At 41.0% G+C, this 18,048-nt stretch carries 18 protein-coding genes and 1 pseudogene; 13 read left to right on the top strand and 6 right to left on the bottom strand.

All coding sequences use genetic code 11. From position 1 onward, the window contains the following. A pseudogene (locus ABFX15_RS04280) lies at nt 1-356 on the bottom strand (IS1634 family transposase); the annotation flags it as partial. A 444-nt stretch (nt 357-800) separates the two neighbouring features. On the opposite strand from ABFX15_RS04280, the gene ABFX15_RS04275 reads away from it, so the two are divergent. Together ABFX15_RS04275 and ABFX15_RS04270 are read left to right on the top strand one after the other, a co-directional pair. Continuing rightward, nucleotides 801-947 carry a hypothetical protein gene (locus ABFX15_RS04275; protein ID WP_346024263.1) on the top strand — a complete coding sequence of 49 codons (147 nt, stop codon included), beginning with the start codon at nt 801-803 and terminating at the stop codon, nt 945-947. A 341-nt stretch (nt 948-1,288) separates the two neighbouring features. After that, nucleotides 1,289-1,765, top strand: coding sequence for a YrhK family protein (locus ABFX15_RS04270; RefSeq protein ID WP_346024262.1), 477 nt, complete (start codon nt 1,289-1,291; stop codon nt 1,763-1,765). A 21-nt stretch (nt 1,766-1,786) separates the two neighbouring features. Here ABFX15_RS04270 and spx read toward each other — a convergent pair whose 3' ends face one another. Both spx and ABFX15_RS04260 read right to left on the bottom strand, forming a co-directional pair. After that, nucleotides 1,787-2,197 (bottom strand): transcriptional regulator Spx, encoded by a 411-nt coding sequence (gene spx, locus ABFX15_RS04265; RefSeq protein ID WP_346024261.1) that lies wholly within the window; start codon nt 2,195-2,197, stop codon nt 1,787-1,789. Nucleotides 2,198-2,412: 215 nt separating this feature from the next. Continuing rightward, a complete protein-coding gene (locus ABFX15_RS04260) occupies nt 2,413-2,775 on the bottom strand; it encodes a winged helix-turn-helix transcriptional regulator (RefSeq protein WP_346024260.1) in 363 nt (120 codons plus the stop codon). Nucleotides 2,776-2,899: 124 nt separating this feature from the next. Here ABFX15_RS04260 and ABFX15_RS04255 point away from each other — a divergent pair, with 124 nt between their 5' ends. The 7 genes from ABFX15_RS04255 to ABFX15_RS04225 all read left to right on the top strand — a co-directional run bounded on the left by ABFX15_RS04255 (nt 2,900) and on the right by ABFX15_RS04225 (nt 9,737). After that, nucleotides 2,900-4,015: an S-(hydroxymethyl)glutathione dehydrogenase/class III alcohol dehydrogenase gene (locus tag ABFX15_RS04255; protein ID WP_346024259.1), complete on the top strand. Its 1,116-nt coding sequence runs from the start codon at nt 2,900-2,902 to the stop codon at nt 4,013-4,015. Beyond that, entirely contained in the window at nt 4,005-4,853 is an 849-nt protein-coding gene (gene fghA, locus ABFX15_RS04250; protein WP_428830597.1) for an S-formylglutathione hydrolase, read from the top strand. The genes ABFX15_RS04255 and fghA overlap by 11 nt, the downstream gene beginning before the upstream one ends. A 406-nt stretch (nt 4,854-5,259) precedes the next feature. Further along, on the top strand, nt 5,260-5,391 hold the full coding sequence (locus tag ABFX15_RS04245) for a recombinase family protein (protein ID WP_346024264.1): 132 nt from the start codon (nt 5,260-5,262) through the stop codon (nt 5,389-5,391). A 375-nt stretch (nt 5,392-5,766) separates the two neighbouring features. Continuing rightward, nucleotides 5,767-6,678, top strand: coding sequence for an aldo/keto reductase (locus tag ABFX15_RS04240; RefSeq protein ID WP_346024257.1), 912 nt, complete (start codon nt 5,767-5,769; stop codon nt 6,676-6,678). Nucleotides 6,679-6,774: 96 nt separating this feature from the next. Further along, nucleotides 6,775-7,077 (top strand): phasin family protein, encoded by a 303-nt coding sequence (locus tag ABFX15_RS04235; RefSeq protein ID WP_346024256.1) that lies wholly within the window; start codon nt 6,775-6,777, stop codon nt 7,075-7,077. Between the two features lie 62 nt (nt 7,078-7,139). Continuing rightward, nucleotides 7,140-8,735 carry an ABC1 kinase family protein gene (locus ABFX15_RS04230; RefSeq protein ID WP_346024255.1) on the top strand — a complete coding sequence of 532 codons (1,596 nt, stop codon included), beginning with the start codon at nt 7,140-7,142 and terminating at the stop codon, nt 8,733-8,735. 24 nt (nt 8,736-8,759) lie between these two features. Then, nucleotides 8,760-9,737: an aromatic acid exporter family protein gene (locus ABFX15_RS04225; protein WP_346024254.1), complete on the top strand. Its 978-nt coding sequence runs from the start codon at nt 8,760-8,762 to the stop codon at nt 9,735-9,737. Between the two features lie 46 nt (nt 9,738-9,783). On the opposite strand, the gene ABFX15_RS04220 is transcribed toward ABFX15_RS04225, so the two are convergent. Genes ABFX15_RS04220 through ABFX15_RS04210 form a run of 3 tightly spaced genes read right to left on the bottom strand, consistent with a single transcriptional unit; the run spans nt 9,784 to nt 11,804 of the window. Further along, a complete protein-coding gene (locus ABFX15_RS04220) occupies nt 9,784-10,185 on the bottom strand; it encodes a hypothetical protein (protein ID WP_346024253.1) in 402 nt (133 codons plus the stop codon). Between the two features lie 5 nt (nt 10,186-10,190). Further along, nucleotides 10,191-11,180, bottom strand: a complete 990-nt coding sequence (floA, locus tag ABFX15_RS04215; RefSeq protein ID WP_346024252.1) for a flotillin-like protein FloA — start codon at nt 11,178-11,180, stop codon at nt 10,191-10,193. Nucleotides 11,181-11,195: 15 nt separating this feature from the next. After that, a complete protein-coding gene (locus ABFX15_RS04210) occupies nt 11,196-11,804 on the bottom strand; it encodes an NfeD family protein (protein WP_346024251.1) in 609 nt (202 codons plus the stop codon). Between the two features lie 257 nt (nt 11,805-12,061). Between ABFX15_RS04210 and glgB the strand changes: the two genes are divergently transcribed. Genes glgB through glgA form a run of 4 tightly spaced genes read left to right on the top strand, consistent with a single transcriptional unit; the run spans nt 12,062 to nt 17,792 of the window. Further along, on the top strand, nt 12,062-13,981 hold the full coding sequence (gene glgB / locus ABFX15_RS04205) for a 1,4-alpha-glucan branching protein GlgB (protein ID WP_346024250.1): 1,920 nt from the start codon (nt 12,062-12,064) through the stop codon (nt 13,979-13,981). Nucleotides 13,982-14,039: 58 nt separating this feature from the next. Then, nucleotides 14,040-15,185 (top strand): glucose-1-phosphate adenylyltransferase, encoded by a 1,146-nt coding sequence (locus tag ABFX15_RS04200; protein ID WP_346024249.1) that lies wholly within the window; start codon nt 14,040-14,042, stop codon nt 15,183-15,185. Then, complete coding sequence (glgD, locus tag ABFX15_RS04195; protein WP_346024248.1) at nt 15,175-16,344, top strand: glucose-1-phosphate adenylyltransferase subunit GlgD; 1,170 nt, start codon at nt 15,175-15,177, stop codon at nt 16,342-16,344. Before ABFX15_RS04200 ends, glgD begins: the two co-directional genes overlap by 11 nt. Before the next feature lie 8 nt (nt 16,345-16,352). Next, nucleotides 16,353-17,792, top strand: a complete 1,440-nt coding sequence (gene glgA, locus ABFX15_RS04190) for a glycogen synthase GlgA (RefSeq protein ID WP_346024247.1) — start codon at nt 16,353-16,355, stop codon at nt 17,790-17,792. The last annotated feature ends 256 nt before the right edge of the window (nt 17,793-18,048 follow it).

Here is an 18,048-nt window from a genome sequence, read left to right as displayed (position 1 = left end):
AAGTGATTTTCCTTTTGGATTTGTTGGCAGAGCTTGTCAAACTTCAATTCATGATAAATCTTTTGAAGAAATAGGTATCCAATATTATACGAGTGTCTTTTATGCAGCGGAATTTGTTTAGTCGGATTATATTTTGCAATAATCTGTGAGGCATTCTTTTTCTTTTCCTCTGTTAATTTTTGTGCATAGGCGTGAGCCCACTCATTAGGATCAACGCCAGGATGTTTTCTTCGAATCTCTTCTTCGTTTCCTAATGATTCTACAACACGAGTTGTAGACCGACCATTTCGATCACGATAACTTTCAATAACAGAATAGGAGGTAGAATGTTTAGATTTATTCTTTTTAATACGCATAGCTAATCCTCATTCCTTTTAAATGTATCTCTATTATAACACATTACTACATAGCACTACAATATAAGCCTATCAAATTTGACAAAAAAGTAAAGCTATAACAGACTTTGTGTCACTTTTTATTGATTCCAGCTGTTAAACTCCCGAATAAATGCTTGCGTAACCTTTCAGAATATGATAAAGTACTTATTATGCGATGAGTCGAGGACTCCATAGTTTATGGAGACTCTGCACGATACAGATGCTTGAGCATCACAACAGGAAGTTGGTATCGGAGGAAGAATTGATGTGAACTTTTCTTTCTCGCTTATAATATGAAAATAATATAAGTTGCCAAAAAAGCACGGGCCCTTGGTCCGTGCTTTTTTGTATCATGCAAATAAAAAGAAAGTTAGCTATGTACTCTTTCAAACGGTTAATTGAGTTAGTTTAATAAATATATTAATGGTTGAATTATTCCTAGTTGAAGGAACAAATGACACGGTTGGTGCGGATGATTCTATTTCATCAGGGGTTCTGGTATACGGTGCAATATGTGCTGTCATTCTTACAGCAGTTATATCAGTTATCTTTTTAAGAAAAAGAAATTAGATGTACGAAAACGAGGGGATATTTGTTTGAGAAAACAAACTCCCCCCTTGTTTTTTATTAAAAAGTAATTATTAATTGTCTGTAACGAATTATGTTATGTTCAGTCATTAAAGTGTCATAAATGGGATTGCCCTTTCAATCATCCCACTTATCCTGCTATATACATTCCTCTCCCGATATATTATCGGAGGCGTCACAGCAGGTGGTGTCAAACAGTAGAAAAGCAAGGAGATCACCTTTTAGAGGGGGTCTCTTTTTCTATGCGTATAACTTATAAAAGCTTAAGATATATGCTAGAGTAAGGGGAAGTAAGAGATTATCAGTGTCGGAGGGAAGTATAGATGCCTACAATAGAGACAAAAGAGCACGATGTGAGTCCTGGAAAAGAAGAAGACGTTATAGTCAAAGCTGGAAGGTTCAGGATTTACTTCCAAAACTACTACACGATTATTTCTCTTGGCAATGACTTGTTTACAGGTATTCTCTACCTTGCTGGGAGTCTCGTCCAGACATTCACAGATCTGGATACAGTGGGAATGTATTTGTATATTTTTGCCAGTTTCTTTCTACTGATGCGGCCGATACTTAAAATCATGCATAATGTATTTTTGTATAGTGAAGAAGAATATAGACGCAAGGTGCTTGGAGAAGATACTGTTGAATCGGAAGATAGAGCAGAAGGAGATTCTGATAAACCGACAAAAGAAGTTGAAATAAAAAGTGACTCTTCAGATGAAGGAGAAAATAAAGGAGAAAAAGAAGAAATTGAAAAAGACTACAATGATGATTACTATGAGGACGAAAAAAAAGATGAGTAGAGGGACACCCTACTCATCTTTTTATGCGGTTTCTTCTACAGCCAGTTTACGATGTATTTCTGCCAGTTCAAGTTCTCTTACTTTGCGAGGCAGGAAGCATCGAATCTCTTCTTCGTTATACCCAATCTGCAGGCGTCGGTCATCCATAATAATTGGACGTCTAATCAGACTTGGTTCATTTTCGAATAAGTCAAGTAATTCATTTAGAGATAGATCGTCAATATCTTCAGACAGTGCCTGATAGGCCTGAGAGCGATATGAAATGAGTTCGCTGGTGCCTTCTTCTGTAAGGCTGAGTATCTGCTTAATTTCTTCTTTCGTCAACGGTTCATGAAAGATATTCTTTTCATTAAATTCTAAATTCTGTTCTTCTAACCACGCTTTAGCTTTTCGACAAGATGTACAACTTGGGGATACGTATAATGTAATCATTAGTCACTACTCCTTTATAAAAAGTCTCGCTCGTGCATTTTATGTAGAACATGTTGAAAGAATAAAATGTGAACGTTTTGTTACAATTTCAATTGTAAGGGTAAATAGAAGAAAATGCAACACTATTTGACATTTTTTTGTCACAATTTTTAATGTAAGAACCTGAATAATTCATACTTTCTCCTTTAATAGGTTCTTCCTAGCTAGTACAGTTACTATTCAACTGAAGTTTCAGTAGTATTTTCTTTCAAAAAATCTTTAAAACTATCTCCCCATTCACAAATAGATGTTACAACGGGTTCTAGGTGTAAACCAATTTCACTTAGTTGATACTCTACTTTAGGAGGTACAACGGGGTATACAACCCTAGTAATGATTTGATCTTCTTCTAATTCCCTTAATTGTCTAATTAGCATGCGTTGATTGACATCGGGAAGGTATCTTTGTATTTCACTCAACCTTAATGGAGACTGTTGGAGCAAGCACCAAATAATCGCTATTTTCCAACGTCCACCTATAACGGATAAAGCCAAATCCTTACTAGTGAAAAAATTTTTCCCTTTATAATGAATGGTCATATAGTACCATCTCTTTCTATGTGATATTTTGTTTATAGTGACAAAAGCGTCAGTATTGTCAATTGAATTATAATATGAGATTATAGAAAAAGAAATAAGAAAATAAAAGAAAGAAGGTACTCAATTGAAAAGTAAAGCTGCTGTTGCATTTAAATCAGGAGAACCGCTTCAAATTGTAGAAATCGATGTAGAAGAACCAAAGGCAAAAGAGGTCTTAGTAAAAATCTTGTATACTTCAGTTTGCCATACTGATGCGTTTACTTTATCAGGTGATGATCCAGAAGGTGTATTTCCGGCTGTACTAGGTCATGAAGGTGCAGGTGTTGTCGTTTCTGTAGGGGATGAAGTGACTTCAGTAAAACCAGGGGATCATGTTATTCCACTGTATACGGCTGAATGTGGGGAATGTAAATTCTGTCTTTCTGGTAAAACCAACTTATGTAGTGCCGTGCGAGAAACACAAGGCAAAGGTTTAATGCCTGATGGAACTACGCGTTTCTCTTATAAGGGAGAGCCGATTTATCATTACATGGGCACCAGTACCTTTAGCGAATATACAGTCGTACCTGAAATTTCTTTAGCAAAAATTACCCCAGAAGCACCTCTTGACAAAGTCGCTTTATTTGGGTGCGGTGTAACTACAGGGATAGGTGCTGTACACAAAACCGCAAAAGTGGAAGAAGGTGCGGTAACAGCCGTATTTGGTCTTGGGGCTATCGGTTTAGCTGTTATTCAAGGATTAGTCCAAGCAAAGGCTAGCCGAATTATTGCTGTCGACTTAGATGAAAATAAGTTTGAATTAGCTAAAAAAATGGGAGCAACCGATTTTGTGAATCCAGCTAAATTTGATCGTCCTATTCAAGAGGTCATCATTGAAATGACGGATGGGGGAGTTGACTATAGCTTCGAGTGTATTGGGAATGTGGAAGTTATGAAGGCTGCTCTTGAATGTTGTCATAAAGGATGGGGTGAAAGCACTATTATCGGTGTAGCCGGTGCAGGGAAAGAGATTCATACTCGCCCATTCCAATTAGTAACGGGACGCGTATGGCGTGGATCAGCCTTTGGTGGAGTCAAAGGTAGAACGGAACTACCAGGAATGGTGGAGGACTTTATGGAGGGTAAAATTGACTTGGACCCCTATATCACCCATCACTTGAACTTTACAGATATTAATGAGGCATTTGATTTGCTTCATAGGGGCGAATCGATTCGAACGATTTTAACATATGAGGAGTGAAGAAGTGAATCTTAAACTTATTGAAAACCGCCTCTCTTTTGGCGGAGAACAACGTAAGTACAGCCATTATTCAGAAGTGTTACAGTGCGACATGACTTTTAGTCTCTACTTGCCGTCCAATAAAGGAATGGAAAAAATCCCGCTTATTTGGTGGTTATCGGGTTTAACGTGTACAGATGATAATTTTAGTCAAAAAAGTGGTTTCCAAAGATTGGCTGAAAAATATCAAGTGGCGGTCATGATTCCCGATACGTCACCACGCGGAGAAAATGTTGCTGACGATGAGTCTTGGGATCTTGGTCAAGGTGCAGGATTTTATTTGGATGCGACCCAAGAACCATGGACTAAGCATTATAAGATGTATACCTATATCACAGAGGAGTTAACTGCGATTGCGTCCTCTTTAGTGCCCAACTTCTCAGGGAAAGAGAGCATTATGGGGCATTCTATGGGGGGACATGGCTCTTTGGTAATAGGTATGAAAAATCAAGAGAGATTCAAAGCGATTTCGGCTTTTTCTCCTATTTTGAGCCCTAGTCAAGTTCCTTGGGGAATCAAATCCTTCACTACTTATTTAGGGGAGAATCAAACTTCCTGGAAAGAGTGGGATGCTTCCGAACTGGTTAAAGGAACCGTGATGCCGCCTATTCTCATTACGCAAGGAACTGAGGATGAGTTTTATCCAGAACAATTAACAGAAACGTATTTTTTGCAAAATGCTCAGGAAAATAATGTAGCTGTAGATTACAAAAAGGAAGAAGGATACGACCATAGCTACTTCTTCATTGCTACTTTTTTGGAAGATCATTTCGCTTTTCATATGGCGTACTTAAGATAATTCTTTGGTTTAAATGCTCACTCTATTTAAAGTGATTTGATTGTTGAACTTTTATAATGTTCCATGAGTCCTTTGTTAAAATGTTTATCGTTATAAATTTTGATAATGCAAAAAACACCTCCCTAGCATTTCTGGGAGGTGTTTTTGAATAGAATTTCTACCAGAGATTGCTTTAACAAATACTAAACTAATTTTAATCGGCTAAGTATTTGTTATAAAGATGTAATAACTAATAGTCAAAAGCAAAGTGGGAAAGGGTGGGAAAAATGAAATATGGCTATGCACGGGTAAGCACCCACCACCAAGATTTGGAAGGGCAACTTCGTCAGCTACAAGAGTAACGCTTGGACAAAGTGTTTTTTGAAAAAATAACTGGGACAAAAGTGATCGGACGGAATTCCAAAAAATTGCTGCAGGAAATCCAAACGGGGACACGTTAGTCGTCACAAAGCAGGAACGATTTGTGCGCAATACACAAGATGCCTTGAATACGATTAAGTATCTTTTTGAAATAGCTGTCCATTACTTCTTTAACTAAGACTAAACCAGGATCACTCTATAAGTGACCACCTGTTTGCGCAAAGGTGATGTTTGAATTGAATTTTTCCTGTTTTTTTGTAAGTTTGTCACGGAGAGAACACTTTTTTTTGGTTAGTTTGGGCACCTTTACCATAGCAGAATGAGGTTCTTTGTGCGTCACTTAACAGGTGAAAATTAAAAAGTTAATTTTGACTACCGTTAGACAGTTACAGATGGTCAAAAGCGAAAGTATGAATTATTCAGGTTAGACACTTATTGCACATATATTTGTCACAATGTAATTTTAATTTTAAATACTCTGTACCAAACAATGGTCGCATTATTTATCTTCTCAGAGTAAACTGGTTATAGTACAATAGACAGGAGGAAAACGATGAATAAAATACAATTAGGCACATCAGATTTATCGGTATCAGAAGTGGCGCTGGGCTGTATGCGAATGGATAAACTGAATGGTAAGGAAGCGGCTGGCGTCATAAATGCTGCTTTTGAATCCGGTGTCAATTTCTATGATCATGCGGATATTTACGGCGGAGGAGAGTCTGAGAAGCGATTTGCACAGGCGCTTGAACTGACATCAATCAAACGAGATGATATTATCTTACAGTCGAAGGCGGGAATTCGATCCGGCTATTATGATTTTTCTAAAGAACATTTAATCAGCTCAGTTGACGGGATCCTTAATAGACTCGATACAGACTATATAGATGTCCTGCTGCTTCACCGACCGGATGCACTTGTCGAACCTGAAGAAGTGGCTGAGGCTTTCGATACTTTACACAGTTCCGGGAAAGTGAGACAGTTCGGTGTGAGCAACCACAGTCCGTATCAGATTGAGCTGCTGAAAAGGTATGTCAAACAGGACTTGATTGCGAATCAGCTCCAATTAAGTGTCATGCATACTGGAATGATCGATGCCGGGGTTCAGGTGAACACGAAGCATAAGGGATCGATCGACCATGATCGTGCAATCCTTGATTACTGCAGGCTGAATGACATAACTGTACAGCCATGGTCCCCTGTTCACGGTCCGGACGGTGTATTCTTGAACCATCCTGATTATGGTGAGGTCAATGAAACCTTGAAATTACTCGCTGATAAATATGAAACAGATCATGAAGCACTGGCGATTGCCTGGCTGTTAAGACATCCAGCTAAAATGCAGATCATTCTGGGAACGATGAATGAAAAACGAATCAGAAATTATTCCTCTGCATCGGAAATATCTTTAAGCCGTGAAGATTGGTATACGGTGTATAAAGCAGCTGGAAATCCTCTGCCTTAGTCGAAATACCAGCAGAAATCATTGGTTTTATCTGACAATTTTTAAGGTGAGTGTTATACTGACAGTGTAAGATCAATTTGGAAGGGGTTCTTTATTATGATGGATGATATCAAAAAAGCTTTGCTGGTCGGTGTCGGATCTACGGCTATCGCACTTGAAAAAGCAGTAGAACAAGTTGACAAATTAGTCAGTCGTGGGAAATTGACCGTCGCTGAAGGTAAGAAGTTGACAGAAGAATTGATTCAGAGAAAAAATAAAGAGGTTTCTATGGAAGAGAAAGAAACACTCGAAGCAATATTGCTCGAAATGAATGTGGCCCAGAGAAAAGATATTGAAGATCTGGAAGCCAAGGTTGAAGAACTTGAACGCAAACTGACAGATAAATCAACAGAAGTATAATGATAAGGTGTTGATCATATCCTGGTCAGCACCTTTTCTACCTTATGAAAGGAGGCCAACTTTTGAAAAGTAACCGTGAACGACTGACAGAAATTGCCAGTGTACTGGCATCATACGGCTTCGGCCATATTTACCGGACACGAGTAAGAACCAAGCATAAAGAACAGGATGCAGCAAACTTGAGGCTGGCATTTGAAGAGCTGGGACCAAGTTTTATCAAGATCGGTCAGATTATATCTACGAGGCAGGATCTGCTTCCACCAGAATACATTAAGGAAATGTCTAAACTGAGAGATGATGCGCCTCCTTTTCCGTATAAAGACATCAGGCGAATTTTTAAAGAAGATTTTAAAGAGGAACTTGAAGATGTATTTGAGTGGGTTGAGCAGACGCCACTTGCCAGTGCCTCCGTTGCTCAAGTACACAGAGCCCAACTGCTGACCGGGGAACAAGTCGTGATTAAAGTTCAGCGTCCGGAAATTGAAGAAAATTTGCTTCGCGATATTCAGTTGTTTTCTCGCATCGTATCCATGGCACCTGAAACAGTCAAGGAAATGCTAGTGGATGCCAAGGCGGCGTTTAAAGAAATTGAAGAAACGACCAAACGGGAGCTGGACTTCAGAAATGAAGGACAGGCCCTCATCAAGTTCCGCAGATTGAACAAAGAACTGGATGCAGTTACCGCACCCAAACCGGTTCTGACTTACACCTCTAAGCGCGTATTAGTTGAAGAATATATCAAAGGAATAAGAGGTCTGAACCAGGAAGAAATCCGGGAAGAAGGGTATGAAAAGAAGGATATTGCAGAAAAACTAGTCTATTCATTTCTGTCACAGATCTTTAAGGATGGTTTTTTTCACGGTGACCCGCATCCAGGTAACATGGTAATCAAGGAAAAGAAAATCGTGTTCATTGATTTTGGAATCGTCGGGGAACTTTCCGATAGCGTGAAAGATGATCTCATCAGCATTATGAGAGCAATTGTCTTCGAAGACTTGGATCAGCTTATGAATCTGCTTCTCCAGATGGCTATCACTAAAGATAAGGTCAACCGGTTTGATTTCAGTGAAGATCTTCATGATTTTTACCAGTCCTATATTACCAGAAGTTTTGGGCAAATTGATCTAAGCACATTTTTCTCAGACGTGCTGCACGTGACGCATAAATATAAAATGGTTATGCCTAATGACTTTATTTTACTGGCAAAGTCTCTGACTATTCTTGAAGGCGTAGTCTCTGACTTGCACCCAGATATTAATATTATGGAAATTGCTTCAACCTACATCAAGGCCAGCAATGACATCAGTCTGATTGACAAACTGTCGAAGGAAAAACTTAAAATTGGTGTCTATCAACTGGCTATGGATTCATTCAAGCTACCTTCTACATTCAAGCGAGTACTGGATACTGTCAACAATGGCAGATTGATGGTCCATATCGATCTGGTTCATTTCGAGGATAAGTGGATAGAAGTTAACAAGATGGTCAATCGTCTGGTCTTTGCTTTAATCATTGCTGCTCTGATTATTGCTTCTTCCGTGATATTTGTCCTTTCGGAAGGCGCAGGCGTATCCTTCTTTGCGATTGCGATTTTTATAGGTGCCGGAGTTATGGGGATGTGGCTGCTCATATCCATCATTCGATCAGGAACATTGTAGCTGAAGCCAGGGGAGGGAATCTGAATGTCCATCACACATCGTACAGTAAAAATGGTTCTGGCTACGCTGCTAGCGATCTATACAGCAGATTTTCTTCAACTTGATCATACACTGGCTGCAGGGATCATAGCAATTCTGAGTCTTCTTGATACTAAAAGGGCGTCTTTTATTACTGCCTTCAAGAGGGTCGCTTCAACTGTGACCGCGTTTTTGATAGCTTCAGTCGTATTCTACCTGGCCGGGTTTTCCGTTACAGCTTTTGGACTCTATCTAATTATATATATACCTTTAGCATACCGTTTTGATCTACAATCGGGAATTGCCCCATGCTCAGTTCTGGTCACTCATTTTATTGGAGCTGGAAGCATCGCCTGGAGCTGGCAGCTTAATGGCTTTCTACTCATGACAATCGGCGCAACCAGTGCCTTGCTGCTAAATTTATGGATGCCATCTCATAAAAGTGAACTGGCTGAAAGCAAGCGTCAGGTTGATGAGGGCATCAGACTGATACTGAAGGGGATTTCTGATCGTTTATCAGGAAAGGATCTGACAGTCAAACTTACCGACCAGGTTAGGGAAGCTGAGGATCTGATCAGTGAAGCAAAAGCTCAGGCATTAAAGGACTACGATAATCAACTGTTTCATAAGAATGATTATAGTTTGAAATATGTTCAGATGCGCGGGCAGCAGCTGTCATCGATTAGAAAGATGCTGCATTCACTCCAGAACAGCGGATTGGGATCTGAGGAGGCAAGGATACTGGCTGAATTGTTCAATAGTACGTCAGAACAGCTGAACGAAAAGAACACAGGGCAGAGTCTGCTGGAAAACATTACTGATCTTTACAGAACGTTCAGACAGTCAGGTCTGCCGAAAAGTAGAGCTGAATTTGAAAATCGAGCCTATCTGTTCATGCTTTTAAATAATATTGAGGAGTTTATTGAAATTAAGCGATCATTCTTCGTCAGAGAAGGATCTGTTGAAGAAGAAAATGAAAAGTGACACATGTCGTTCTCCTGTCAGTCAGGAGGGGCATGTGTCACTTTTTTTAGTCGATTTCTCTTAGAGAAAGAGGTTTATCTAGTATTTCTTTATATATAATTGCCTGTTTCAGCTGGCGCTTGTCAAAATCAGTAGCTGAACGTGGGCGTTTTTTTCGATTTTTCGAAGAACTTAATGAGACGACATCTTTGATAATCGGCTCACTGTTCTTTCTCCGATCGTAGCGTTCGCGATCCGGACGTCGTTCTCTTTGGACACGACCCGATCGGCTGTTCTGTCGCTTCTCGTTCGGAGAGTTTCGTTTTGAAGCTTCTATTTTATCGCTGCTTTCTCTGGCTTCAGGATTCTGAGCGGTTTTTTTAGCAGTTTTTGAAAACAGAGAAGCTAAACCAGAAACAATCACAAAAAATATAAAAAGCTGAACGATCCATACGATTAAGAATTCCATTTATATCACTCTTCTTCTTCAGTTGACTGGTCAGAAATGGCTGATCTCATATCTGTATCGGCATTGATGTTTTTCATTTTATAGTAATCCATGACACCTAAGTTGCCGCTTCTTAGTGCTTCAGCCATGGCCAATGGTACTTCAGCTTCAGATTCAACCACTTTGGCACGCATTTTCTGAGTTTCAGCACGCATTTCCTGTTCCTGAGCGATCGCCATTGAGCGACGTTCTTCAGCTTTAGCCTGAGCAATGTTCTTATCGGCTTCAGCTTGTTCAGTCTGAAGTTTAGCTCCGATATTACGTCCGACATCAACGTCGGCAATGTCTATGGACAGGATTTCAAAAGCTGTACCAGAGTCCAGGCCTTTGCTTAATACAGTTTTAGAGATCATATCCGGATTTTCCAGTACATCAGAGTGTTTGTCAGCAGAACCGACGGTAGTTACGACCCCTTCACCTACACGGGCAATAATCGTATCTTCTCCAGCACCACCGACTAGTCGTTCGATGTTAGCTCGAACAGTTACTTTAGCTTTTGCAACGATTTCGATTCCGTCTTTAGCAACGGCTGAGATATCGGGTGTAACAATAACTTTAGGGTTAACAGATACTTGGACAGCTTCGAATACATTACGTCCGGCCAAGTCGATTGCCGCTGCTTTCTCAAACTCCAGCTCGATTTCAGCTCTGTGAGAGGCGATCAAAGCGTCGATGACGCCATTCACGTTTCCTCCTGCTAGAAAGTGGGCTTCCAGTTCATTCGTGCTTAGGGACAGCCCGGCTTTAGTTGCCTTAATCAGAGGACGGATGATTGCATGTGGACTGACCTGACGCAGACGCATACCTACTAATGTGCCAATCCCCACTTTTACTCCTGAGAAATAAGCGGTCACCCAAAGTCCCACGGGTACGAAACGAAGGAAGATACTGATGAAAATCAGTATGATGACGGCGGTTATAATGATACCTACAAATCCATTACCTAATACATCCATATATATTCTCCTATTCTATTTTTTTCTGACAGTAATTTTTGTGCCTTTTACTTTTTCTACAATGACTTTGGTGCCTTTGGAAATATACCCATCCACACTTAATACGTCATATGAATGTGGGTCGTCCTGAAACGTCACTTTTCCTGATGGTCGAAGAGGAGTTTGTGCTTCTCCTTCAAGCCTTTCAGTAATAGATTGTTTGTCTGCATCTGAATCGTTATCAGCAGATCGTTCAGCTACGTTTGTCTGCAGGATCAATTTGTTTACATTGGTCAGTGAGTATCCGTTCTTTATCAGATAGAAGACCACACCTGATGTGATAACGACTGAAAGACTGAGATCCCGGACTGTTTGTCCAATATCACCAATCGTGAGATAAAGTCCTGATATGAGCAGTATAATACCAACTATACCTGCTAATCCAAATTCCGGTACGAATATTTCAAAAACGATCAGAAGTAAACCGGCAGTGAACAATATTACGGGTAACCAGGTTTCAATACCGATGAACCAGAAATAGACAGCTAAACTGACTAGAGTCAATCCCATCCCACTTTTAATAAAAGGGGTGAGGATAGCTAATGTAACACCAATGAAGCCAAGTCCTAAAAGAATTCCTTCCATAATGAATTGCCTCCTTCCTTAGTGAATCGAGGTTACCTGTTTGCAAGTTCATCATACCATTTTAACATTCTTATGTCATCGGTCGGAGGGCGTATCTGACTAATTATATATAATCCAAAATGAGAAAAAGTATAAGAGGAAAAACTTGGCAATGCGACTATACTAGGTTACAATGGTACTAAAGATAGTCTGCATTAAAATGATTAAAGAAAAGTTAGAGACAAGTAGACTAGTATAACGAAAAAGGGGGATGTCTTATGGGGGAACAAGGAAATAGAGCTGAAGCACATAAAGAACTGACGGATACTTTTTATCTCTTTAACGAGGGTACACTTTTTGACAGCTATCTGACGATGGGCTGTAGTGCCCAGGCTGAAGGCTTCCGCTTCAATGTATGGGCTCCGAATGCTCAAAACGTTTATCTTGTTGGAGATTTCAATGACTGGGCAGAACTGGATGAGATGGAAAAAATAGGAGAAACGGGCGTTTTCTCTCTTGATATGCCAAAAGCACAAGAAGGACATCATTACAAGTACAAAATTGTTCAGGCTGACGGCACGACGGTCTACAAAATCGACCCGTATGCCCTGGCTTTTGAAGTTAGACCCAAAGATGCTTCTGTGGTAAAAGGACTTCCGGACAGACAGTGGAAAGACGGATTATGGCTTGCTAATCGTAGACGTCGAGAGATTTACAGTCGACCTCTTAACATATACGAAGTACATCTGAGTTCATGGAAACATCATGAAGATGGATCGTGGTATACGATAAGAGAACTTCAGGATGAACTCATTCCATACGTTAAGGAAATGGGTTATACACATATAGAATTTATGCCATTAATGGAACATCCTCTTGATGCAAGCTGGGGTTATCAGGCTACTGGCTTTTTTGGTCTCTCTTCGAAATTCGGAACGATGGAAGAGTTTCAGGATTTCGTTGAAGCAGCTCATCAGGCAAACCTCGGTGTGCTGATGGACTGGGTACCTGGACACTTTAACCGCAATGCTTATGGCATGGCCTATTATGACGGCACACCTCAATTTGAGTATGCTGATCAGAATCGTGCAGACAATAACAGATGGGGGACGCTTAATTTTGATATCGGAAAAAGTCAGGTCAGAAGCTTTCTCATTTCCAATGCGCTTTTCTGGATCGAACAGTTCCATCTGGATGGGCTGAGAGTGGATGCAGTCAGCAATATGCTTTATCTGGACTATGACTTGGGTGATTGGATACCTAACGATGAAGGGACCAATGTAAACAAAGAAGGTGTCGAATTCCTTCAACTCCTCAACAAAAAAGTCTTTGAACGTCATCCGGATGTGCTGATGATGGCTGAAGAAAGTACAGCCTGGAACAAAGTTACTCATCCGGTTCACGAAGGCGGACTGGGGTTTAACTATAAATGGAATATGGGGTGGATGAATGACACCCTCAAGTTCTTTGAAATGGATCCAATACACAGAAAAGACCACTTTAATCTGATTACATTCTCTTTTATGTACACCTTTAATGAAAACTTCATCCTTCCTTTTTCTCACGACGAAGTGGTACACGGGAAAAAATCTATGATGCATAAGATGCACGGAGACCGTTACAATCAGTTTGCCGGGTTGAGAACGATCGAGACATATCGCATAGTTCATCCGGGTAAAAAGCTGCAGTTCATGGGAGCGGAGTTCGGACAGTTCCTCGAGTGGAGGTTTGATCAGGGATTGGAATGGGACAGCCTGAATGATGATATGAATGCCCGCCATTTAGAGTTCACCAGACAACTGAACGCGTTCTATCAGGAACACCGGGCATTGTGGGAACTTGATCATTCTTCTGAAGGCATCCAGATACTTGATGCCGATAATAAAGCGGAATCTGTGCTTTATTTCATCCGGCAAGGTAAAAATCCAAGAGACTTTCTTATTATCATGTGTAATTTTGTTCCAGTGGAAAGACAGAATGTCCGTATAGGGGTTCCTTATAAAGGACAATATGAAGAAGTATGGAATACAGAATGGGCAGACTTAGGCGGCACATGGACAGAGCCTCAAGGGGTCAAGCGTACACTGGAGGCTGAAGTGCATGGACAACCACACGCACTGGAAGTTATCCTCCCTGCATTAAGTATTGTCGTTTTCAAACCTAAGAGAGTATATGGGGTAAATAAAATAACTAAATAAGTACACAATTAGATTACCTTAAGGAGGGAAGGAAGGTCTTCTGACACTTCCGAACAATATGAAAACTGAAACAGTTGCAATGATCTTAGCTGGTGGACAGGGATCGCGCCTAGGTAAACTGACCAAGCAGATCGCCAAGCCCGCTGTACCTTTCGGCGGAAACTACCGCATCATCGACTTTGCCTTATCAAACTGTGTAAACTCAGGGATCAATGATGTAGGAGTGGTGACGCAGTACCAGCCGCTTGTCCTGAATGATCATGTAGGAAATGGATCGAGCTGGGGTCTTAACAGACATAACGGAGGAGCTACCATCCTTCAGCCTTATTCAAGCGTCGATGGAGAGAAATTCTTTAAAGGAACAGCACATGCTGTCTTTCAGAATATGGACTTTATCGATCAGAAAAATCCCGATTATGTTGTAATCCTATCAGGAGACCACATCTATAAGATGGACTATGAGAAAATGCTCGATTACCACAGGCAGCAGGCTGCATCTCTTACAGTAGGGGTCATGCCTGTACCTTGGGAAGATGCCTCACGATTCGGTGTTATGGCTACAGACCGAACAGATCGAATCATCGAATTCCAGGAGAAACCGGATAATCCAAAATCAAACCTGGCATCTATGGGGATCTACATCTTCAGCTGGCCACGTCTGAAACAGTACCTTGTTGATAATCAGTCTAAAAATAGACAGATGGAAGATTTCGGGCACCACGTGATTCCGGCGTATCTTAGAAACAGTGAAGCCATCTATGCTTACTCGTTTGAAGGATACTGGAAAGATGTCGGGACACTTGAAAGCTTGTGGGGCGCCAATATGGAGTTCCTGGACCCTGAACACGACCTTAATATCAGAAATCGTGACTGGAGAGTCTACTCCAAGAGTCCGAATACGACACCACAGTTTCTGACATCCTCCGCAAAAGTCAAGGATTCCATGATCACTGACGGGTGCTATGTGGCAGGCGAAATCAATCATTCCATTCTGTCGCATAATGTTAAGGTTGGAAAAAACTCAGTTATCACTGATTCTTTTATCATGCCGAATGCAGTGATTGGAGAGAATGTCAGAATCGAAAAAGCGATTGTTGGTGAAGGCGCACATATATTTGATGATGCCGAGCTAATCGGGACTGAAGACGACATTGCCGTTGCTGGATACGGAGAAGAAATAGGAGGGTATTCCGATGAGAAATAGAATCGCACCTATACTGAATTTAGTAGAGTATGAAGATAAGCTGAAACCACTGACTAATAGAAGACCGGTTGCCTCACTGCCTTTCGCATGCCGGTACCGCTTAGTCGATTTTCCGTTTTCCAGCTTATATAATGCCGAAGCAGAATCTGCTGCTCTGTTTATATCAGGATCAGGCCACTCCTTATATGATCATATGCGTTCCGGATCGACATGGGGACTGGATTCTCTAGCCGGTGGGGGAGTATTTACACATTTTCAAGTAAAACTGAAAGCTGACCAAAGCACGGAATCAAAACACGACCGCTTCTATTATGAAGATCACTATAATTACGTCACTCGTGCCAGAGCAGACTATGTCGTTATGATGGGTTCAGCATTCCTTTCGAATATTCAGATTGAATCGCTCATTCATTTCCATGAAGATAAGGACAGCCAGGTCACAGTTGTCTATAAGAAAGTGAACAGAGACGAACTGAGCAGTGACACAGTCTATTCTGCACTTGATCTAGGCGATGAAGAAGACTGCAATATCAGTGGCGTTACAGCTATATCCGATGTTCAGGAAGAGCGCTTTAATCTGAACATGGAAACGATGATTTTAAGCAAGAAAACCTTCCTCGATTATCTGTACAGAGCGAAACAGGCTGATATGGATATAAACGTTAACAATTTTATCAAGTTCAGTCTTGAATCAGGCTGTTCTGTCTACGGCTATGAATACACGGGGTACCTTAAAGTCATTGAAGACATCAAGAGCTATTATGATGCCAATATGGACATGCTGGATGAGGACAACTTCAATTCACTGTTCTATCGTGCTGACCCAGTCAGAACACGGTCTAAGAATTCGGCACCAACTTATTATGGACAAACTGCAATGATAGAAAATGCACAGTTTGCTAATGACTGCGAAGTCTATGGTACAGTTAAGGATTCGCTGATTTTCCGTAAAGTGAAGATAGCTGAAAATGCACATATTGAAGACTCAATAATCATGCAGGATTCCTGTATTGAAGAAGGGGCCTACTTAAAACACGTCATTCTGGATAAGCATGTTTATGTGAAAAAAGGCGTCCGCCTGGAAGGGACAGCCGAGAATCCTATAGTTATCGCCAAAGACGGCGTGATTTATGCAGAAGGAGAGGTCAAGGAGGAGTGAGTAAGACAATGAAACTGCTATTTGCTGCTTCAGAGTGTGCCCCTTTCTTTAAAACTGGCGGACTAGGAGACGTCATGGGCTCTCTTCCAAAGGAACTGGCGAAAGAAGGGAACGATGTCCGCGTCGTTCTTCCTTATTTCGTTCAGAAACTGGATGATGAGACTAATGAGGAACTGGAAGATATCTGCTCATTTATCGTCAAGGTAGGGTGGAGAAACCAGCATTGTGGCATCAAGCAGCTGGTCAGAGATAAGGTGACCTACTACTTTATAGATAATCTCTTTTATTTTGACAGGGAAAATCTGTATGACTATGGAGACGATAGTGAACGGTTTGCATTTTTCCAGCAGGCGGCCATTGAAATGCTCGAACAGATAGGCTTCATTCCGGATATCCTTCATGTGAATGACTGGCAGACTGCGATGATGCCTGTGCTGCTTAAAGATAAGTATAGCTGGATCAATACATTAAAAGATATAAAAACTGTCCTGACGATTCATAATATTCTGTTTCAGGGTGTCTATGATCAGTATGTACTGTCCGATCATTTTGATATTGGATATGCTGCTTTTCACGAGAGAGGACTGAAGTACGGTGACAATGTGTGCTGGCTGAAAGGCGGCATCTACTACGCAGATCTGGTGACCACAGTAAGTCCGACATATGCGAATGAAATTCAGACACCCGAGTTCGGTTACGGGCTGGATGGGGATTTGAGAAACATTCAGCACAAGCTTGTCGGAATCGTTAATGGCATCGACTATGATACCTATGATCCCCAGACAGATTCAGTCATACCAGCCACATTTTCAAAAGACAATTTGTCTGGAAAAGTAAAAAGCAAGCTTGCTCTACAGAAAAGAGTGGGTCTTCCGGAAGATAAAGAAGTTGCTTTAGTGGGAATCGTTACTCGTCTGGATGAACAGAAAGGCGTGGAGCTGATCGTCGATGCCATGGAAGAACTGATGAAGCACCGCCATATACAGATGGTGTTGGTCGGAACGGGCAAGCCGTATTTTGAGGATGCGTTCAGATACTATGCTGAAACCTACCCGGACAAGTTCAGCGCTATTATCGATTTCGACAGTGAACTGGCCCAGTGGATCTACGCAGGATCAGATCTGTTCCTGATGCCATCACTGTTTGAGCCATGCGGACTATCTCAGCTAAACTCACTTCGATACGGTACCTTGCCGATCGTCCATGAAACCGGAGGACTGGTGGATACGATTCAGCCACATAATGAGTGGACAGATGAAGGAACAGGGTTCAGTTTCCATGATTTTGATGTCCTGACGATGTTGAGCACGATCGACCGTGCCCTGACTGTTTATTATGATAGACCTGACAGTTTTAATACATTGCAGGTCAGAGCAATGGAAACAGATAACAGCTGGAAACAATCGGCTCAAAAGTATCTGGATCAGTACCGCTATCTGATTTATTAATGGTAACTGATTTAGAACTGTATTAGAACGATCATGTTTAAGAGTCGATTTTCTGTCAATTAGAAAAATATTAACAAACGAAAATAGTATGGCTTTAATGAAGTTATACTATTTTCGTTTATTTGTACTTAGATTGTAAAATGAAGACGATGCCTGTATAGACAGGTTAGAGATTTCTTTTCAAATTTTAACGTAATTCCGAAAGAAGTCTCCCACTTCTAAGCGTATGGGTGCGAAGCACCAGTGAAAGTGGGAG

The organism is Alkalibacterium indicireducens (assembly GCF_039522005.1).
In the GTDB taxonomy this organism is placed as follows: domain Bacteria; phylum Bacillota; class Bacilli; order Lactobacillales; family Carnobacteriaceae_A; genus Alkalibacterium; species Alkalibacterium indicireducens.
This window is presented reverse-complemented; position numbering and strand designations above follow the sequence as displayed.